This window comes from Microbacterium arborescens (genome assembly GCF_049707515.1).
GTDB lineage: Bacteria > Actinomycetota > Actinomycetes > Actinomycetales > Microbacteriaceae > Microbacterium > Microbacterium arborescens_B.
The window spans coordinates 357539-376048 of sequence record NZ_JBNAFI010000003.1 but is presented as its reverse complement, the minus strand read 5'-3'; the positions used below and the strand labels follow the sequence as shown (position 1 = coordinate 376048).

Here is an 18510-nt window from a genome sequence, read left to right as displayed (position 1 = left end):
CGGGAGCACTGCCGGAGCGACGCCGCCCGATCGGCGACCCGCGACCCCCGTTCCGCGCTCCGACCTCAGCGACCGATGTAGCGGCCGGGCCGGTGGTTGAGCACCAGCACGACGCTCAGGACGACCGCGCCCGCGGCGCTGAGCAGCACGGCGGGCCAAGGCAGCACGAGCAAGGCTGCGGCGATGATCACGACGTCGAAGATCATCTGCGTCCATCCCGCACTGAAGCCGGTTCGTTCCTGCAGCACGAGGGCGATGATGTTCACGCCCCCGAGGCTCGAGCGGTGGCGGAAGAGGATCAGCAGACCGACGCCGGCGAGCAGATTGCCGCCGAGCGTGCCGTAGATCGGTTCGATCGTCGCGAACTGCAACAGGTGCTGGTGCACGAACGAGAAACCCGACACCAGACCGATCGACGCGAACGTGCGGAGCGTGAACGAGAGGCCCTTCTTCCACAGCGCCAGCACCGCGAACGGCGCGTTCACCACGGCGAACAGGACGGGGAACGACCATCCCGTCGCATAGCCCACCAGCAGCGCGAGCCCCGCCGTCCCACCCGTGACCGAGCCCGACGACTGCAGCAGGTACAGACCGAGGGATGCCACGAAAGTGCCGGTCACGATACCGAGCAGGTCCTCCGCTCGCGTGTGCCGCGTCAGCGCTGCCTCGAAGACGAGCGAGGGTCCGGTCGACGGTGCACGAGAAGGCTCCACCCGCTCATCCTCGCAAACGCACGCGCTCCCGCCGACCAGCCCCGCGGGACGCGGCATGTTATCGCGCCGAGGTCAGCTCGCCCACCCCTTCGACCTGGGAATCGCCGCATCGCACGCTTGTACCAGCAAACCGGTCGAGCCGCCGCTCCGAATGATTCTTGGGAATGAAAACGCGGATCGCGCGGTTGTTTCCAGTACTCAGTACCGGACCGGAACTGTCGGAGGGGATCGTGGGCAAGAACTACATCGACATCGAGAACGACCGCGGAGAGACGCTGCGTTACCGCAAGCACGCCAACGGTCGGGGCTTGATCGCGAACGGGGCCAAGGTGCACCCGACGGCGCTGATCGAGGCGGGCGCCTACGTCGAACCCGGAGTCCAGGTCGCGGCAGGCGTTCACATCGGACGCGGCGTCTGGATCGAGCGTGAGGCCGTCATCGGCCCGAACGTCGAGATCGCGCCCCACGCACACGTCGGATCCGGCGCGGCGATCGGCCCGCGGGCGAAGATCGGCATCCGCGCTTTCATCGGCGCACACGCGCACGTCGCCGGAGGTTCCCTCATCGGCGACGACGAGAACATCGCCGACGGCGAGCACGTGGCCACCGACCAGCGCGGACTCCGCCTGGCAGCCTGACGAACGCGCGGCGTCCCGCCGCTTCTCCTCCGGCTCGTACGCGCCCGGGATACGCTTCAGGAATGACACCCGGGCGTTCTTCCGGTCGTCCCGCGCGCAGCGGGGGTCGACCCAGCGGCGGTCGACCCAGCGGCGGCGGGCGCGGCGGGGCGCGCGGGCAGGGTTCGAGTCCGAAGTCGAAAGCGCAACGCGCGGCGAGCTCTCCGCGCGAGGTCGTTCCCCCCACCCCCGACCTGTCGGGGCTCGGACCGTTCCGGCTCGGCGTGGTTCCGGGCGCGACCCCGGGCAAGTGGATCGACGTCTGGAAACAGCGGATGCCGCGCACCGACCTCGACCTCGTCACCCTGGACGCTGCCCGCCAGAGCGAGGCGTTCGCCGAGGAGGCGGTCGACGCAGCGCTCGTCCGTCTGCCGGTCGACCGCGACGGGCTGAGCGTCATCACGCTGTACGACGAGACGACGGTCGCCGTCTGCTCGATCGACTCCGCCCTCACGGCTGCCGACGAGCTCACCCTCGCCGACCTCGCCGGCGAAGTGGTGATGGTACCGGACGACGATGTCCTCCACCTGGAGGTTCCGGGCGCTCTCGCTCCCTCCTTCGCGCCGCTTCCGACCACCGCAGACGCGGTCGCGACGGTGGCGACGGGCGTGGGCGTCGCGCTGATGCCGATGTCGCTGGCACGCCTGCACCACCGCAAGGATGTGGACTATCGCCCGGTGACGGATGCGCCGACGTCGACCGTCGCCCTCGCCTGGCGCACCGAGGCCACCACCCCGCTCGTCGAGACGTTCATCGGCATCGTCCGCGGTCGCACGGCGAACTCGTCCCGCTGAGGCCCGGCGGCACGGACCTCACCGCCCACGTGGGGGCACCGGTTTCGGCGGTTCGATCCTCGGCGTACATCCCGCCGTCGATGTCGAAAAGCCTGCTGCCATCGATCGTTCGGGCAGTCGTAACAGTCCGCGAGGTGACAGTCCCGCCGTCCCGACCGATGACGGTGGCCCGCGCTCCGAGAGAGCATGGCGCCACCGCCATCGGCTGTCTACCGGTCCCCGGATCGGGCCGACGTCCAGCGTCGGCGTCGCTGCGGGGTGACGCGACGGGCCGGTGCGATGTTCAATCGGTGATGGCGTAGGCCTCGACCTCGACGAGAACGTCCGGTTCGAACAGGATGTCCACTCCGATGAGCGACGCGGGCGCCATGGGCATCTCGAGCCCGATCTCATCGGCGACGTTCTCCACACCCCGGAGGAAATCCGCCATGAGCTCCGGACGCCACTGCGTGACGAAGAAGCGCAACCGAACGACGTCGGCGAACGTCGCACCGGCTGCGGCCAAACCCTGAGCCGTGTTGCGCAGCGCCTGCTCGACCTGGCCCGCGAGGTCCCCGGTGGCGATGTGCCCGCCGTCGGCATCACGAGCGATCTGGCCAGCGACGTGCACATGCCGGGTGCCGGTCGCGACGGATACATGGTGATAGGGCACGGGCTGCAGGAGTTGTTCGGGGCTGAACATGGTGACCGTCATGAGATGCTTCCTTTGCTAGGTGGTATCTCGTTACTACCTGGTGCCCGAAAGCAACTTCAACGAGACCAGGTGTCATGCAGGTAACCGAGGACCGCCCGACCATCACCGGCGAACACCGGGAGTTGCTCGATCAGCTCCTCGACAAGTGGTCGCTGCACGTGCTCGATCAACTCTGCGAGCATGGCGCGCTGCGCTTCAACGGCCTGCGCCGCGCGATACCCGCCATCTCGCAGAAATCGCTCACTGCCACCCTGCGACGCCTCGAACGCAACGGCATGGTCGAGCGGCTCGTCGTGTCAGATCGCCCTGTCGCGGTCGAGTACCGCATCGCCCCGGCTGGTCAGGGCTTGCAGGACCTCATCGACGCGCTACTGCTCTGGACGACAGCGCATCTGCCCGAGGTCGAACGCGCCCGCCAACGTTTCGACGCGGAGAAGAACTGACTTCGAGGCGGTGCGCCGCTTGGCCGTTCCCGGGGACGGAGCACGCGTCGATCCAGGCAGCGCTACGCAGAGCACACGCGAGCTGACGCCTCCCCCACGGGATCCCCCCGCGGGCACCGGCCCCCAGCCGTGCGGGCGCCGGCGATCAGCCCCGGTGCAGGCGCCGCGAACCGTCCGCGACGACGCCCGGCACCGGCGAGCGCGACAGCAGTGCGACGGCGTCGATCGGAGCGGCCGCGCTCGCGGCATCCGGGTCGGGCTCGAACTCGACGACCAGGGGCGCCGGCAGTCGCAGCTGCACGCGCGCCTCGCGCGCCCGCGACTGCATGGCGGCCGCATCGGCGGGACGGCGGACCCGCCAGCCGAGGGGCGCCGCGACGGCGTCGAGCCGGTCGAGCACATCGATCAGGTCGGCGGCGTCGGTGATGATCACGCGGGCGGTCATCCCGCCATTGTCCTCCCCGTCACGATGCGTCATCCCGCGGGCCCCCGCCACCCCGAACCGTAGACTTGAGCAATGGCCCCGCTCGTGTACGTCTGCGTGCGCCCCCAGCAGACGGCCGCTGAGGCGGAGTACGCCTCGTTCCGCACCGCGATGGGCCTCGACGCGTCGCAGCTCGAGCGGATCGATCTGACGCGCGAGGCCCTGCCCGACGATGCGTTCACCCGGTGGCGGGGATTCGTCGTCGGCGGCAGCCCGTACAACGCCACGGACGACCCGGAGACGAAGCCCGAGGGCCAGCTGCGTCTCGAGGCCGACCTCGGGCGGATCGCCGAGGCGGCGGCATCCGGCACGACGGCCGCGTTGTTCACCTGCTTCGGCATCGGCGTCGCCACGCGGAGCCTCGGCGGCACGGTCTCGCGCGACTACCCCGAAGACACCGGCCCGACCGACGTGACCCTGACGGATGCCGGCCGATCGGACCCTCTCCTCGGCTCGCTCGCGCCCACCTTCGCGGCGTTCACCGCGCACAAGGAGGGGACGCAGACGCTGCCCGCGGGCGCCGTCCTGCTCGCGACGAACGGCGACTGCCCCGTGCAGGCCTACCGGGTCGGCGACCGGCTGTACGCGACGCAGTTCCATCCCGAGCCGACCCCGCAGGACTTCACCGAGCGCATGACGGTGTACCGCAATGACGGCTACTTCGACGCCGCCGACTACGACCGCATCGCGGCACGCGTGCTCGCGGCGCCGGTGACCGAGCCCAGCCGCCTGCTCGCCGCCTTCGCCGCCGCCTTCTGACGCGCTCACTCGGCCCGGCGAGACGAGCACGACGGGGCCGACCCGCCGATCGCCGACGAGCTCTCAGCGCACCACGAGCAGCGGCTCGACCAGCACGTGCGCTGCCCCGGCCGTCGGCCGCCGCGGCGCGACGGTCCCGCCGGTGGGTCCCACCAGAAGCTGCAGAACGCCGTCTGCGACTCGCTCCGGCAGCTGTTCGACGCTGCTGAGACCCAGCGCTTCAGCCGCCGGGGTGTTGTCGAACCCGACGATCGGGATGCCGTCGCGTTGGGCGGATGCCACGGCCAGGCGGGCCCCGATCGCCAGAGTGTCGCTCGCGCAGACGATCGCCTCGATGTCGGGGCGTGACGCCAGCGCGGCTGCGACCACCGCTCGGGCGGCCGCGACATCCTCCTCCGCTGTCAGCCGGATGCCTTCGGCTCCGACGATCTCGCGCCAGCCTCGCTCGCGGTCGTCGCCGGTTCCCGAGCCGGCCGGCCAGCCGAGGAAGGCGACCGCGCCGCCGACGCGCTCCGCGAGGTGCGCCGTCGCCGCGCGTGTGCCGGCGGCGCCGTCGACGTCGACCCACAGGTGGGCGGGGTCGTCGACGTCGTCGACGTCCCAGGGCCGTCCGAACGCCACGAAAGGGATGTCGCGGTCGATCAGCCATCCCGTGCGCGGATCACCGCGGAAGGTGCCGGTCACGACGAAGCCGTCGACCTCGCCCCCCTCGACGAGCTCGCGCATCCGCTCGATCTCCTCGTCGGCGGAGCGGGCCGCGTACAGCAGGACGCGCAGTCCGCGCTCGCCCGCCTTCTCGGTCAGGGCGTGGACGAAACGATCGAGCACGACCCCCGAGACCCCGCCGGCGTAGGGATCGAGGTGGATGCCGATGGCACTGCTGCGCCGGGTGCGCAGCGCGCGTGCGGCGATGTGCGGGCGATAGCCGAGGTCGGCGATCGCCCGCTCGACCCGCGCCCGGGTCGCGTCGCGCACGATCGACGGGCTGTTGAGCACGTTCGACACCGTCTGCCGCGAGACCCCGGCGGCGCGGGCGACGTCCTCGACGGTGGGAGCCTTGGCCATGGGCGACAAGCTTACGGGCCGCGAGCCGTCGCGTCCGGGCGCGGGCTGCCCTCGTCGCCGCACCCGTTGACATGTCGGCATCGGGTTCGTATGGTTCTTGCACGCGCAATTTGATCGTTCAAACTCGCCCGATGCGACAGCGCACCGTACGCGCCGGGCGGGGTGCCGGCGGTCGAGGGCGTCCTGCCTCATCAAGGGAGAAGAGACACATGACATCGCACCGCACGCGTTCGGCATGGGGAGCCACCGCACTCCTCGCCGCCGGCGCACTCACCCTCACCGCCTGCGGGGGCTCGGGCTTCGACGACACCGGCGACGGCGGCACCGCCGACGGCGGGTTCACGAGCTCCGACGACGCGCTCAGCGTCGTGATCGGCTCGTCCGGCGGCGCCGAGACGCAGGCCGTGACGGATGCCGTCGCCGCCTGGTCAGCAGAGTCCGGGATCGACGCGACCGTGCAAGCCGCGACCGATCTGCCGCAGCAGCTGTCGCAGGGCTTCGCCGCCGGATCACCACCCGACGTGTTCTACCTGTCGGCGGATGCCATGGCCGGATACGCCGGGAACGGGTCGCTCAAGGCCTACGGGTCCGAGCTCGCCAATCGCGACGACTTCTACCCGTCGCTCGTCGAGAACTTCACGATCGACGACGAGTTCTACTGCGCGCCGAAGGACTTCTCGACGCTCGGTCTCGTCATCAACACCCAGCTGTGGCAGCAGGCGGGCCTGACCGACGCCGACATCCCGACCGACTGGGATCAGCTGGCCGCGGTCGCCCAGCGGCTCACGGCCGACGGGCGAGTCGGCCTCGCCTTCGGCGCCGAGTACCAGCGCGTCGGCGCCTTCATGGCCCAGGCCGGCGGCGGACTGATCACCGACGGCGCGGCCACCGCCGACAGCAGCGAGAACGTCGAGGCGCTCGAATACGTCAAGACCCACCTCGCCGACGGCACCTTCGCCTACGCCGCGGACCTCGGCGCCGGATGGGGCGGCGAGGCGTTCGGCAAGCAGCTGTCGGCCATGACCATCGAGGGCAACTGGATCACCGGCGGTCTCGCGGCCGACTACCCGGAGGTCGCGTACACCGTCGCCCCGCTTCCCGCCGGGCCCGGCGGCGAAGGAACCCTGCAGTTCACCAACTGCTGGGGCATGGCCGCCGACAGCCCCAACCAGCAGGCTGCGCTCGAGCTCATCGAGTACCTCACGAGCACGGATCAGCAGCTGGCCTTCTCCGAGGCCTTCGGCCCGATGCCCTCGATCCAGTCGGCAGCGGATGCGTGGCGCGAGGCCAATCCTGAGCTCACGCCGTTCCTCGACGGCGCCGAGTACGCGCAGTTCCCGCCCAACCAGGACGGCTCGGCCGACGTGATCACCGACTTCAACTCGCAGCTCGAGTCGCTCTCGACGGGCGACCCGAGCAGCATCCTCGAATCGGTGCAGTCGAACCTCGAGGCGATCGTCGGCTGACGATGACCGAGATCGCACCGGCGCGGCCGGACGGCCGCCGCGATGCTCCGCAGCGCCGCGCCGGGTCCCCTCGCGGGATCCGGCGCGGCATCCAGGGCAACCAGGCCGCCGCGGGCTGGGTGTTCGTCCTGCCCGTCATCGTCATCCTGGGCGTGTTCATGCTCGTCCCGGTGATCATGGCGCTCTGGGTGAGCGTGTCGGACTGGGGCGGCCGCGGCAGTCCGCTGTCGCCCTCCGTCGGCTTCGTCGGCCTCGACAACTACGCCGCGGTGACGACCGAGGGCGGTCTTCCGACCCGGGACTTCGGCATCGCGTTGCGCAACAACGCCTGGTACGTGCTGCTGGTCGTGCCGCTGCAGACTGTTCTGTCGCTCTTCCTGGCCCTGCTGGTCAACCGGGCGATCCTGCGCGGCCGGGGGTTCTTCCGCACCGCGTTCTACTTCCCCTCGGTCACGAGCTCGGTGGCGATCACGGTGCTCTGGCTCTTCCTGTTCTCCTCGAGCGGCGTCGTCAACGAGGTGCTGTCGTGGATCGGGATCGCGGGCCCCAACTGGTTCAACGACCCGCGGGGTGTGGTCCACACCCTGCTGTCGGCGGTCGGCGTCGCGCAGGGGCCGGACGCGCTGACCGGCGGCGGCGTGCTCGGCGTCTCGTGGTGGGACTGGCTCGCCGGCCCATCGGTCGCGATGAGCGCCTTCATCCTGATGGCGGTCTTCACGACGTCGGGAACCTTCATGCTGCTCTTCCTCGCCGGCCTGCAGAACATCGGCGCCGAGACCGAGGAGGCCGCGATGGTCGACGGCGCGTCGGGTTGGCAGCGCTTCTGGCGGGTGACGCTCCCGCAGCTGAAGCCCGTGCTGTTCACCGTCCTCACCCTCGGCCTCATCGGCACCTGGCAGGTCTTCGACCAGATCTACACCGGCACGCAGGGCGGACCGAGCAAGACGACGCTGACGCCCGCATATCTCAGCTACCAGGCCGCTTTCGGATCGCAGGACTGGGGCCAGGGCGCCGCGATCGCCTTCATGCTCTTCGCGATCATCGTGTTCTTCACGATCGTCCAGCGCATCGTGCTGCGTGACCGCCCCGTCTCGGCCCGGCGCGCCCGGCAGTATCAGGTGCGCACCGACGGGAGGAAGCAGCCGTGACCGCCTTCGCTCCGACGCACCGCGTGCACCGGCGCCTCTCCCGCCGCGCGCTCACGGCGCAGATCGCGCTCTACGCACTCCTGATCGCGCTCGCGCTGATCTACATCCTCCCGTTCCTCGTACAGGTGGCGACCTCGTTCAAGACCGAGGCGGATGCCGCCTCCGACCCGATCTCGCTCATCCCCTCACCGGTGTCGTGGGCGGCGTACGAACGCCTCTTCGCGTTCTCGGACTTCCCGGTCTGGTTCGCCAACTCAGCAGTCGTGACGGTGTTCGTCACCCTCGGCCGGGTGTTCTTCAACTCCCTCGCCGGGTACGCGCTCGCGCGATTGCAGTTCCGCGGCCGAGGGATCATCTTCGCCGCGCTCATCGCGGTGATGGCCGTTCCGACGGTGGTGCTGCTCATCCCGAAGTTCCTCGTGATCAACCAGCTCGGGATCTACGACTCCTACGCCGGCATGATCCTGCCGCTGCTGGTGGATGCCGCGGGCGTCTTCATCATGAAGAACTTCTTCGAGTCGATCCCGGTCGCCGTCGAGGAGCAGGCACGCATCGACGGGGCCGGGACGTTCCGCATCTTCTGGTCGGTGGTGCTGCCGATGGCGCGCCCCGCGTTGATCACGATCGTCATCCTGTCGTTCCAGGGATCGTGGAACGAGCTCAGCCACTTCATCGTGTCGACGCAGTCCCCCGAGCTCACGACCCTCACCAAGGGCGTCGCCTCGCTCGCGAGCGGGCAGCTGAGCCAGGGCACGCAGTATCCGATCAAACTCGCCGCGGCGGCGATCATGACGATCCCCGTCGCCGTGATGTTCTTCATCTTCCAGCGGCGCATCATGAACGCCAGCGAAGGAGCCGTCAAAGAATGACCATCCCCCGCCAGCCTCTGCTCGACGACGCCGTCATCGCACTGCGCGCGCCCACCCAGGCCTGGTCGCGGCGTTCCGGCGACATGGGAGCCGCCGAGATCGACGGGCTCTACCACGGCGACATCCGGCACGTGCGGTCGCTGGTCCTGACCTGCGCCGATTCGGCGGTGGAGTGGATATCCGTCGCCCCCGAGTCCGCCTCACGCATCGTGTTCGGCGGGCTGCTGCGCGGGCTCGACTCCCCGATGCCCGATCCGCGGGTGCGCCTGCTGCGCGAACGCGCCGTCGAGGACGGCGGCTTCGCCGAGGTTCTGCGCGTGGTGTCGGCTCGCGACGAGCCGCTCTCGCTGACGCTCGCGGTCGCGCTGGAACCCGATTTCGCGGCGCTACCGGAGGTGAAGGCGGGCACCGCCGCGCCGACCCCGTTCGAGGTCGCGACGAGCGCGGGTGCCGCTGTCGTCTCGAGTGGAAGGCGGCTCATCGAGCTGTCGGCACCGGGCGCGAGCGTGACCGCGTCGGATTCCGGCCGCGTGCGGGTGTCGTGGACGGTCACCGTGCCCGCGCACGGCGAGGCGGCCGTCTCTTGGAGCCTCGCGATGACCGATCCGTCGCTCGTCGTGGCGGGGGCGGCGTCCGCCGCACCCTGGCAGCGGGATGCCGTCGCACGACGCGCCGCGGCGCTCGAGCCTCGGCTCGGCCATTGGCTGCATCGCGCCCTCGATGACCTCGACGCGCTGCGGCTCACCCTCCCCGGACATCCGGACGACGAGTTCTACGCGGCGGGCGCACCGTGGTTCTTCACCCTCTTCGGGCGCGACTCGCTGTGGACGGCGCGGCTCGCTCTCCCGCTCGACGCCCGGCTGGCGGCCTCGACCCTGCGGGTCCTCGCCCGGATGCAGGGCGATCGCACCGATCCCGACACGGCGCAGCAACCGGGCAAGATCCTCCACGAGTTGCGGGCCGCGGCGCTGGAGATCCCGAGCGAAGGGGTCGTGCTGCCCCCGGTCTACTACGGCAGCGTCGACTCCACCGCCCTGTGGGTCTGCCTGCTGGTCGACGCGTGGCGCGCGGGGATGCCGCAGAGCGAGGTGCGCGAGCTGCTGCCCCACCTCGACCGGGCCCTCGGCTGGCTCATCGAGCACGGCGACGCGGACGGCGACGGATTCCTCGACTACATCGACGAGAGCGGCCGAGGTCTGGCGAACCAGGGCTGGAAGGACTCGGGCGATTCGATCCAATGGCGCGACGGCGGGCTGACGCGGGGTCCCATCGCGCTGTGCGAAGTCCAGGCGTACGCCTACGAGGCGGCGACCGGAGCAGCCGAGCTGATCGAGCGTCTCGGGCACCGCGGCGAGCGGCCCCCCGACGAGCTGCGGGCATGGGCCGCGGCGCTCCGCGACCGGTTCGCGGAGGCGTACTGGGTCGAGACGGCGGAGGGCCGGTACCCCGCGATCGCCCTCGATCGCGACAAGCGTCCGGTCGACTCGCTTACGAGCAACATCGGGCATCTCCTCGGCACCGGCATCCTCGATCCTCTCGACGAGGCGCGGGTCGCCGAGCTCCTGCTCGGGTCCACGATGTCGAGCGGCTACGGCATCCGCACCCTCTCGACGGGGGCGGCGGGCTACTGGCCGCTGTCGTACCACGGCGGCAGCGTCTGGCTGCACGATACGGCGATCATCGCGCACGGGCTCGCCCGCGCCGGCTTCGATGACGAGGCGCGGGAGGTCGTCGACGGCATGCTCGCCGCGGCCGACGGATTCGGGTACCGGGTGCCGGAGCTGCACTCAGGCGATGCCGCCACGCAGACGAGCGTGCCCGTCCCCTACCCGGCGGCCTGCCGCCCGCAGGCGTGGTCGGCCGCCGCCGCGATCGTCGCATTGCAGGTGCTGGGGAGTTGACCGGGCAGCCGGCGCCCGTCGGGTGTGCGGTGGCGGGCGGGGACGCGCGGCGGCGCCTCAGGCGGCGCGGGTACGGGCGCGATGCAGGATGCCGCGGTGCTCGCGCTTGTTCGAGCGCCACGCGGTGACGGCGGCGGCCGCGATCACCACCACGATGACCGCGACGGCGGCGACGGCCACCGGGGTCGAATGGGGCTGGTCCGTCGCGCGGGCGATCGCGATCCAGGCGAGGCCCCACGAAAGGGCGATGATCGGCGAGGGCCGTCCGCGCGAGAACGCGGCGATGCCGACACCGACGGCGGCGACGACCACGAGGACGGCGACGCCCCAGACGTCGGCCTGCGCGGCCCACGACTCGGGAACGGTGCGGCTGAGCCAAGCGGTGACGTTCGCCACGGTGGCCAGCGACACCCACCCGAGGTGCAGGCCCACCGTGGCATCCATCAGCAGCCGGTCGCCGACCGACTCGGGCCGCGACCGCACAACGAGACGGAAGGTCCACCCGAGGGCGGCGAGCAGCGCGACGATCGCGACGACCGTGAGCAGCAGCGTCGTGAACTGCGCCGCGAGCAGCCATCCGCCGTTGAGCACGGCGGTCAGGCCGATCCACCACCCCACGAGGCGCTGCCGGTCGCGCGAGCGCTGCGAGGGCAGCGCCTGCCAGATCGTGTAGCCGATCATGAACAGGTAGATGACCGACCAGATGCTGAACGCCTGCGTCCCCGGGGCGAGCACCGTCGAGTCGGCATCGAGCGCTCCGCCCTGCAGCTCACGCACGTTCGTTCCGCCGAACAGGCCGGTTCCGACCATCGCCGCGATGATCATGAAGACGACCGCCGCGATGACGGCGATCTGCCGGACGAGGTCCGACGCCTGCTGCGGAGGCCGGGCGGCGTGGTGCGCTGTGGTGCTCATGCCCTCACGCTAGAACCGCCGCGGCGGCCGGTCATCCGCTTGACAGATCCGGCCCCACGATCACGGCGGAGTTCGGCGCGACGACGAGCAGGTCGTCGACGATCCGGCTCGCCACCGTCTCGAGCCACACGATGTCGCCGTGCGGCTCGACGCGCCACGGCTCCTCCGAGAGGTTCACGAGCACGCGCGCGCGGCCCCGCTGCAGGTCGTAGAGGCGACCGCCCGCACCCTCGGACGCTCCGGCGCCGCGCGCCGTGAACCGGGGGTCGGTCAGGTCGGGCACCGACCGGCGAAGCCGAGCGAGCTCACGGTACAGCGCGAGCAGCCGGGCGTGATCGCCCTCGTCGACCTCGGTCCAGTCGAGCTTGGAGCGCAGGAAGGTCGCCGGGTCGTTGGGATGGGGCACGAGGTCCTCGTCCCAGCCCATCTCGGCGAACTCCTGCTTGCGGCCCGCTGCCGTGGCCTCGGCGAGCTCCGGCTCGGGGTGCGACGTGAAGAACTGCCACGGCGTGGAGGCGCCCCACTCCTCCCCCATGAACAGCATCGGGGTGCCGGGCGCCGTCAGCGTCAGCACGGCGCCGATGGCGAGGCGGTCGGCGTCGAGCGTGGCCGACAGGCGGTCGCCCGCGGCGCGGTTGCCGATCTGGTCGTGGTCCTGCGCGAAGGTCACCAGGCGCCAGGACGGCGACTCGGGCGGGATGGGCCGGCCGTGTTCGCGGCCGCGGAACGACGAGAAGGTGCCGTCGTGGAAGAAGCCCGCGTTCCAGGTCTTCGGCAGCGCATCGAGCGCGTCGAAGTCGGCGTAGTAGCCCACGGTCTCGCCCGTGAGGGCGACGTGCACCGAGTGGTGCCAGTCGTCCGACCACTGCGCCGTCATCCCGTGGCCGCCGGCCTCGCGCGGGAGGATCATGACCGGGTCGTTCATGTCGCTCTCCGCGATGAGGGTCAGGGGGCGCCCGAGATGCGTGCTGAGCGCGTCGACCCGATCGGCGAGCTCGCCGAGGATGTGCACGGGACTGTCGTCGTCGTGCAGCGCGTGCACGGCATCGAGCCGCAGCCCGTCGACGTGGAAGTCGCGCAGCCACATCTCGGCGTTGCCGATGATGTACTCGCGGACGGGATCCTCGTCGAGGTTGACGCTGTCGCCCCACGTGTTGCGGCGCCCGTCGCGGAGGTACGGGCCGTACTCCGGCAGGTAGTTGCCCGAGGGACCGAGGTGGTTGTAGACGACGTCCTGGATGACGGCGAGCCCGGCGGCATGCGCGGCATCCACGAACCGCCGGTAGGCCTCCGGTCCGCCGTAGCTCTCCTGCACGGCGTACCAGAGCACGCCGTCGTAGCCCCAGTTGTGGGTGCCGTTGAACGCGTTGACCGGGAGGAGCTCGATGTGAGTCACCCCGAGCTCGACGAGGTGGTCGAGGCGCCCGATGGCGGCGTCGAGGGTGCCGGCACTCGTGAAGGTGCCGATGTGCAGCTCGTAGATGATGCCGCCCGCGAGCGGGCGACCCGTCCAGGACTGATCGGTCCACGCGAACCGCGAGCCGTCGTCGACCGCGGACATCCCGTGCACGCCGTCCGGCTGCCGGCGCGAGCGCGGGTCGGGGCGCACGTCATCGCCGTCGCCGAGGACGAAGCCGTACCGCTCACCCGGCTCGAGCTCGAGGCCGGCGGACCACCAGCCGTCCGAGCCGCGCTCGAGTTCGAGGTCGGCGGCATCCGGCCGTCGGAGTCGGATCCGCTCGGCCCGGGGCGCCCATACCTGGATCATGCGTTCTCCTCTGCGGCGGCCGGCGCGGCGACCGGGCGTTCGGCGGCGAGCAGGGCCACCGGGTACGTGTCGAGCAGATCGGCCAGGCGAACGGCGCCGCCGTCCCAGGCGCGACCCGTCAGGTGGTCGACGTGGCGTCCGGGCGGGAGCATCACGACGGTGTCGCCCCAGCCGCCTCGGGCGGCGAGCCCGACGGGAAGGCGCGTCGCGACGGTCACGGCGCCGCCGCGGTCGAAGGCGACCGCGTGGTCGGCGGCCGACCCGACGACGGGAAGCGGCGCGTAGCGCGTGAAGAGCTCGGCGTGGTCACGGCGCAGTCGCAGCGCCCGCGAGACCACGAGCAGCTTCGCGGCCCCCGAGTCATCGATCTCGGGATGCCAGCCGGCGTCGAGCTTCGCGAGCAGTTCGCGCCGTTCCGTGAAGTCGACGTCGCGCCGGTTGTCGGGGTCGACGAGCGAGAGGTCCCACAGCTCGGTGCCCTGGTACACGTCCGGCACACCGGGCGCGGTCAGCTGCAGCAGCTTCGCGGCGAGCGAGTTCGAGCGCCCCGGAGCCGTCAGCTCGCCGACGATCTCCTCGACGACCGCGCGGGCCTCGCCGGTGGTCGCGGCTTCCACCAGGGCGGTGATGCGCGCCTCGGCATCCTCATCGGGATCGGTCCACGACGTGACGACGCCACCTTCGCGCGATGCCTTCTCGGCGTAGTCGCGCAGCCGCTCGGGCGAGGCGGGCCATGCTCCGATGATCGCCTGCCAGAGCAGGTCGTCGAGGCGCCCGTCTCCCGTCGAGGCGATGGCGCGCAGGCGGCCAAGCGCGTCGCTCCAGCGCTCCGGAACCTCGGCGATGACCGACAGGCGGGCTCGCACGTCCTCGCTGCGCTTGGTGTCGTGGGTGCTCAGCGCGGTGAGCGCGTGCGGCCACGTCGCGTGACGCAGCGCCTGCGCGCGGTGGTACCCGTCGACGTCGAGGGCGAAGACGCCGGGGTCGCCGCCCACCTCGGTGAGCGTGCCGAGCCGCGGGTACCGGTAGAAGGCGCTGTCCTCGACGCCCTTGGCCATGACGGGTCCGGTGGTCTGTCCGAACCTGCGACTCAGCTCGGTGCCACCGGCGCTCACGAGCGTCGCGAGCGTCGCGATGGCGTCGGCGAGATCGGGGCGCGAAGCGGATGCCGCGGCCACCGCCTCGGCGACCAGCTCATCACCCACCGGCGGATAGACGCGGTAGACCGAGAAGCTCGTCAGCAGCTCGGCGAACGCGTCGCGAGCGACATCCGCTCCGAGCCGGTCGCGGACCTCGTCCGGCAGGCAGCGCACGAGCCGGCCGACCTCGGCCGCCTGGAGCGTGTCGGCCACGGCGCGCTTGGCGTCGCGGACGATCTCGTCGTACGACGCGGGGACGTCGCCCGACCGCAGCGAAGCATCGAGCTCGTCGAGAGGGCCTTGACCTGCGGGGTCGATGAGCACGCGGTCGATCTCGGCCATCGCGTCGTACCCCGTGGTGCCCGCGGTCGCCCACCAGGTGGGCAGCTGCTCCGCGTGATCGGTCGCCGCATGCTCGAGGATCTTCTCGACGACGACGTAGGCCCCGCCCGTCGCCTGTGCGAGCTGCTCGAGGTATCCGCCCGGGTCGGCGAGCCCGTCGGGGTGGTCGATGCGCAGTCCGTCGGCGAGTCCCTCACGCAACCAGCGGAGGATCTCGACGTGGCTCGCCTCGAACACCTCGGGCACGTCGACGCGGACACCGGCGAGGGTGTTGACCGCGAAGAATCGGCGGTAGTTCAGTTCGCTCGCATCGTCGCGCCAGAACGCGGCACGCCAGTGCTGAGCTGCCAGCACGGCGTCCACGGTTGCGGGGTCGGTGGTCGCCGCCGCGGGGGCGGTGCCGTCGGCGAGCGGCAGGACGTGGTCGAAGTAGCGGGCGACGCCTTCGGCGCCGTGCGCGTCGCCGCTTGTCGCAGGACCGACCTCGATCTCGCCTGCCGCGACGGCTTCGCGCAGGGTCTTGCCGAGGATCGGCAGCCCCACCTTGCCGTTGCCGTGCTCCCAGTCGATGTCGAACGCCTCGGCATGGGCGGACGCCCGGCCGTGCCGCAGAACGTCCCACCACCAGGGGTTCTCCGCCGCGACGGCGACGCCCTGATGGTTCGGCACGATGTCGATGAGCACGCCGAGACCGGCCGCGCGAGCGGCATCCGAGAATCGGGCGAGCCCCTCGGGACCGCCGCGGCGCGGGTCGACCGTGGTCGGATCGGTGACGTCGTAACCGTGGTCCGACCCCTCCGCCGCCGCGAGCAGCGGCGAGAGGTAGGCCCAGTCGACCCCGAGATCGCGGAGGTAGTCGACGATCCCGGCGGCGGCATCCAGGTCGAACGCGGGCCGGATCTGCAGGCGGTAGGTCGAAACGGGAGCCGTCATCGCCCGGGAACCTCCAAGGTCGGAGCCTGGGACGGAATGATGTCGACGGGCGACGTGTACGCCGCGGCGAGAGACGCTGCGACGGAGTGGTCGGCCTCCGTCTCGGGCTCCACGTACTCGCCGAGCACGACGAGCGATTTGGCGCGCACGCCGATGGCCTTGCCGCCCTCGAGCGGCTCCGAGCCGACGAGCTCGCCGCTCGTGTCGATGAGCACCTCCCACCGGTCGCTGTACTCGTCGGAGGGGACGGCGAAGTCGACCTGCTCGTCACCCGCGTTGAACAGGATGAAGAAGTGGGCGTCCGAGATGTCCTCGCCGCGACGGTCGCGCTCACGGATGCCGTCGCCGTTGAGGAAGACGCCCACGGCCCGGCCGAAGCCGGAGTCCCAGTCCTCGGGCTGCATGGCCGTGCCGTCGGGGCGCAGCCATACGATGTCGGGCAGCGGTGCGCCCTCCTCGCGTCGCACCGGGCGGCCGTCGAAGAACCGGCTGCGGCGGAACGTCGGGTGCAGGCGACGAAGACGTGCCAGGGCGGCCGTGAACTCGATGAGCGGCTGGTCGACCTGATCCCAGTGGATCCAGGTCAGCTCGTTGTCCTGGGCGTAGCCGTTGTTGTTGCCCTGCTGCGTTCGGCCGAGCTCGTCGCCGTGGCAGATCATCGGCACGCCCTGGCTGAGCAGCAGCGTCGCGAGGAAGTTCCGCTGCTGACGTGCGCGCATCGTCAGCACGTGCGGGTCGTCGGTGGGACCTTCGACGCCCATGTTGTACGAGCGGTTGTGCGACTCGCCGTCGTTGCCGTCTTCGCCGTTGGCGTCGTTGTGCTTCTCGTTGTACGACACGAGATCGCGCAGGGTGAAGCCGTCGTGAGCGGTCACGAAGTTGATCGATGCGACCGGCCAGCGTCCGTCGTGCTCGTAGAGGTCGGCCGACCCGGTCAGGCGCGAGGCGAACTCGCCGAGGGTCGAGGCCTCACCGCGCCAGAAGTCGCGGACCGTGTCGCGGTACTTGCCGTTCCACTCCGTCCACTGCGGCGGGAAGTTGCCGACCTGGTAGCCGCCGGGGCCGATGTCCCACGGCTCGGCGATGAGCTTGACCTGCGAGACGATCGGGTCCTGCTGCACGAGCTCGAAGAAGGCTGACAGGCGGTCGACGTCGTAGAACTCGCGGGCGAGGGTGGCGGCGAGGTCGAAGCGGAAGCCGTCGACGTGCATCTCGGTGACCCAGTAGCGCAGCGAGTCCATGATCAGCTGCAGCGCGTGCGGGTTGCCGACGTTCAGGCTGTTGCCCGTGCCGGTGTAGTCCGTGTAGTAACGCTTGTCGTCGTCTTCGAGGCGGTAGTAGGCCTCGTTGTCGATGCCGCGCATCGACAGGGTCGGGCCCATGTGGTTGCCCTCGGCGGTGTGGTTGTACACCACGTCGAGGATGACCTCGATGCCTGCGGCGTGCAGCGCCTTGACCATCGCCTTGAACTCCTGCACCTGCTGGCCGTGGTCGCCCGTGGCCGAGTAGGTGTTCTGGGGCGCGAAGAACGCGATGGTGTTGTAGCCCCAGTAGTTCGACAGGCCCTTCTCCTGCAGGGTCGAGTCGTTGACGAACTGGTGCACGGGCATCAGTTCGAGCGCGGTGATGCCGATCTTCTTCAGGTGGTCGATGACCGCCGGGTGCGCGATGCCCGCGTACGTCCCGCGGATGTCCTCCGGAATGTCGGGATGCAGCTGAGTGAGGCCCTTCACGTGAGCTTCGTAGATCACGCTCTCGGCATAGGGGATCTTCGGCAGCCGGTCGCCGGCCCAGTCGAAGAAGGGGTTGACGACGACGCCCTTCATCATGTGGGCGGCCGAGTCTTCGTCGTTGAACGAGTCGGGGTCGCCGAACTCGTAGCTGAAGACCGGCTGGCCCCAGTCGACCTGGCCTTCGACGGCCTTCGCGTACGGGTCCAGCAGCAGCTTGCTCGAGTTGAACCGCTTGCCGGATGCCGGATCGTGCGGCCCGTGCACGCGGTAGCCGTAGCGCTGACCGGGCTGCACGTTCGGCAGATACGCGTGCCAGACGAACGCGTCGACATCGCGCAGTTCGACGCACGTCTCCGTGCCGTCCTCGTCGAAGAGGCACAACTCGACCTTTTCAGCGCCCTCGCTGAACAGGGCGAAGTTCGTCCCGTTCCCGTCGTAGGTCGCTCCGAGCGGATAAGCGGAACCCGGCCATGCCTGCATGTGTTCTCCCCTGTTCGTCAGGCTCACATTACTCAGCCGAAATCACAGGACCCGGTGCCCTTGACAAGCTTCCCGGAGGAGTCCGTTCTGCGCGGGTCGCAGCGCCTGGCCGCGACGGCAGCATCCGGCCGAGCTCGATCAACGAGCAGCGGCGCGGGCCGGAACGTCGTCCGTGCCCGCGCCGCGG

The 18510-nt window shown here is 70.6% G+C and carries 16 protein-coding genes; 8 read left to right on the top strand and 8 right to left on the bottom strand.

Annotated elements, in window-relative coordinates; all coding sequences use genetic code 11:
* Positions 1-65: 65 nt before the first annotated feature.
* Entirely contained in the window at positions 66-713 is a 648-nt protein-coding gene (locus tag ACPYN5_RS08800) for a YitT family protein (protein WP_424448604.1), read from the bottom strand.
* Positions 714-943: 230 nt separating this feature from the next.
* On the opposite strand from ACPYN5_RS08800, the gene ACPYN5_RS08795 reads away from it, so the two are divergent.
* Both ACPYN5_RS08795 and ACPYN5_RS08790 read left to right on the top strand, forming a co-directional pair.
* Positions 944-1351: a transferase gene (locus tag ACPYN5_RS08795; RefSeq protein WP_091500819.1), complete on the top strand. Its 408-nt coding sequence runs from the start codon at positions 944-946 to the stop codon at positions 1349-1351.
* Between the two features lie 233 nt (positions 1352-1584).
* Complete coding sequence (locus ACPYN5_RS08790) at positions 1585-2184, top strand: LysR family substrate-binding domain-containing protein (protein ID WP_424448695.1); 600 nt, start codon at positions 1585-1587, stop codon at positions 2182-2184.
* Positions 2185-2467: 283 nt separating this feature from the next.
* Here the strand turns inward: ACPYN5_RS08790 and ACPYN5_RS08785 are convergent, their stop codons facing one another.
* Positions 2468-2878: a RidA family protein gene (locus ACPYN5_RS08785; RefSeq protein WP_424448603.1), complete on the bottom strand. Its 411-nt coding sequence runs from the start codon at positions 2876-2878 to the stop codon at positions 2468-2470.
* Between the two features lie 74 nt (positions 2879-2952).
* Between ACPYN5_RS08785 and ACPYN5_RS08780 the strand changes: the two genes are divergently transcribed.
* A complete protein-coding gene (locus ACPYN5_RS08780) occupies positions 2953-3321 on the top strand; it encodes a winged helix-turn-helix transcriptional regulator (protein ID WP_424448602.1) in 369 nt (122 codons plus the stop codon).
* A 145-nt stretch (positions 3322-3466) separates the two neighbouring features.
* On the opposite strand, the gene ACPYN5_RS08775 is transcribed toward ACPYN5_RS08780, so the two are convergent.
* Entirely contained in the window at positions 3467-3766 is a 300-nt protein-coding gene (locus tag ACPYN5_RS08775) for a hypothetical protein (RefSeq protein WP_424448601.1), read from the bottom strand.
* A gap of 72 nt (positions 3767-3838) precedes the next feature.
* Between ACPYN5_RS08775 and ACPYN5_RS08770 the strand changes: the two genes are divergently transcribed.
* Positions 3839-4564, top strand: coding sequence for a glutamine amidotransferase-related protein (locus ACPYN5_RS08770; protein WP_424448600.1), 726 nt, complete (start codon positions 3839-3841; stop codon positions 4562-4564).
* 63 nt (positions 4565-4627) lie between these two features.
* On the opposite strand, the gene ACPYN5_RS08765 is transcribed toward ACPYN5_RS08770, so the two are convergent.
* Positions 4628-5629: a LacI family DNA-binding transcriptional regulator gene (locus tag ACPYN5_RS08765; protein WP_424448599.1), complete on the bottom strand. Its 1002-nt coding sequence runs from the start codon at positions 5627-5629 to the stop codon at positions 4628-4630.
* 209 nt (positions 5630-5838) lie between these two features.
* Between ACPYN5_RS08765 and ACPYN5_RS08760 the strand changes: the two genes are divergently transcribed.
* From ACPYN5_RS08760 to ACPYN5_RS08745, 4 genes are read left to right on the top strand one after another with little or no spacing between them, the layout of a single operon-like run.
* Positions 5839-7095 (top strand): sugar ABC transporter substrate-binding protein, encoded by a 1257-nt coding sequence (locus tag ACPYN5_RS08760; RefSeq protein WP_424448598.1) that lies wholly within the window; start codon positions 5839-5841, stop codon positions 7093-7095.
* Positions 7096-7097: 2 nt separating this feature from the next.
* Positions 7098-8243, top strand: coding sequence for a carbohydrate ABC transporter permease (locus ACPYN5_RS08755; protein ID WP_424448597.1), 1146 nt, complete (start codon positions 7098-7100; stop codon positions 8241-8243).
* Entirely contained in the window at positions 8240-9112 is an 873-nt protein-coding gene (locus ACPYN5_RS08750) for a carbohydrate ABC transporter permease (protein WP_424448596.1), read from the top strand. The genes ACPYN5_RS08755 and ACPYN5_RS08750 overlap by 4 nt, the downstream gene beginning before the upstream one ends.
* Complete coding sequence (locus tag ACPYN5_RS08745; protein ID WP_424448595.1) at positions 9109-11013, top strand: glycogen debranching N-terminal domain-containing protein; 1905 nt, start codon at positions 9109-9111, stop codon at positions 11011-11013. The genes ACPYN5_RS08750 and ACPYN5_RS08745 overlap by 4 nt, the downstream gene beginning before the upstream one ends.
* Before the next feature lie 57 nt (positions 11014-11070).
* Here the strand turns inward: ACPYN5_RS08745 and ACPYN5_RS08740 are convergent, their stop codons facing one another.
* The 4 genes from ACPYN5_RS08740 to glgX are packed head-to-tail and all read right to left on the bottom strand — an operon-like array spanning position 11071 to position 18323.
* The gene (locus ACPYN5_RS08740) at positions 11071-11928 is read right to left on the bottom strand and encodes a tryptophan-rich sensory protein (RefSeq protein ID WP_424448594.1); all 858 of its coding nucleotides are present in this window, start codon (positions 11926-11928) and stop codon (positions 11071-11073) included.
* Between the two features lie 31 nt (positions 11929-11959).
* Entirely contained in the window at positions 11960-13696 is a 1737-nt protein-coding gene (gene treZ, locus ACPYN5_RS08735) for a malto-oligosyltrehalose trehalohydrolase (RefSeq protein ID WP_424448593.1), read from the bottom strand.
* Positions 13693-16110 (bottom strand): malto-oligosyltrehalose synthase, encoded by a 2418-nt coding sequence (gene treY, locus ACPYN5_RS08730; protein WP_424448592.1) that lies wholly within the window; start codon positions 16108-16110, stop codon positions 13693-13695. The genes treZ and treY overlap by 4 nt, the downstream gene beginning before the upstream one ends.
* Positions 16107-18323 carry a glycogen debranching protein GlgX gene (glgX, locus tag ACPYN5_RS08725; protein WP_424448591.1) on the bottom strand — a complete coding sequence of 739 codons (2217 nt, stop codon included), beginning with the start codon at positions 18321-18323 and terminating at the stop codon, positions 16107-16109. The genes treY and glgX overlap by 4 nt, the downstream gene beginning before the upstream one ends.
* Positions 18324-18510 lie beyond the last annotated feature (187 nt).

What these genes read in the sequence shown, in the direction of transcription:
- ACPYN5_RS08740 (WP_424448594.1), bottom strand. Translation starts at nt 11,928, where the DNA reads ATGAGCACCACAGCGCACCACGCCGCCCGGCCTCCGCAGCAGGCGTCG.
- treY (WP_424448592.1), bottom strand. Translation starts at nt 16,110, where the DNA reads ATGACGGCTCCCGTTTCGACCTACCGCCTGCAGATCCGGCCCGCGTTC.
- ACPYN5_RS08770 (WP_424448600.1), top strand. Translation starts at nt 3,839, where the DNA reads ATGGCCCCGCTCGTGTACGTCTGCGTGCGCCCCCAGCAGACGGCCGCT.
- glgX (WP_424448591.1), bottom strand. Translation starts at nt 18,323, where the DNA reads ATGCAGGCATGGCCGGGTTCCGCTTATCCGCTCGGAGCGACCTACGAC.
- ACPYN5_RS08760 (WP_424448598.1), top strand. Translation starts at nt 5,839, where the DNA reads ATGACATCGCACCGCACGCGTTCGGCATGGGGAGCCACCGCACTCCTC.
- ACPYN5_RS08755 (WP_424448597.1), top strand. Translation starts at nt 7,098, where the DNA reads ATGACCGAGATCGCACCGGCGCGGCCGGACGGCCGCCGCGATGCTCCG.
- ACPYN5_RS08745 (WP_424448595.1), top strand. Translation starts at nt 9,109, where the DNA reads ATGACCATCCCCCGCCAGCCTCTGCTCGACGACGCCGTCATCGCACTG.
- ACPYN5_RS08785 (WP_424448603.1), bottom strand. Translation starts at nt 2,878, where the DNA reads ATGACGGTCACCATGTTCAGCCCCGAACAACTCCTGCAGCCCGTGCCC.
- ACPYN5_RS08775 (WP_424448601.1), bottom strand. Translation starts at nt 3,766, where the DNA reads ATGACCGCCCGCGTGATCATCACCGACGCCGCCGACCTGATCGATGTG.
- ACPYN5_RS08765 (WP_424448599.1), bottom strand. Translation starts at nt 5,629, where the DNA reads ATGGCCAAGGCTCCCACCGTCGAGGACGTCGCCCGCGCCGCCGGGGTC.
- treZ (WP_424448593.1), bottom strand. Translation starts at nt 13,696, where the DNA reads ATGATCCAGGTATGGGCGCCCCGGGCCGAGCGGATCCGACTCCGACGG.
- ACPYN5_RS08780 (WP_424448602.1), top strand. Translation starts at nt 2,953, where the DNA reads ATGCAGGTAACCGAGGACCGCCCGACCATCACCGGCGAACACCGGGAG.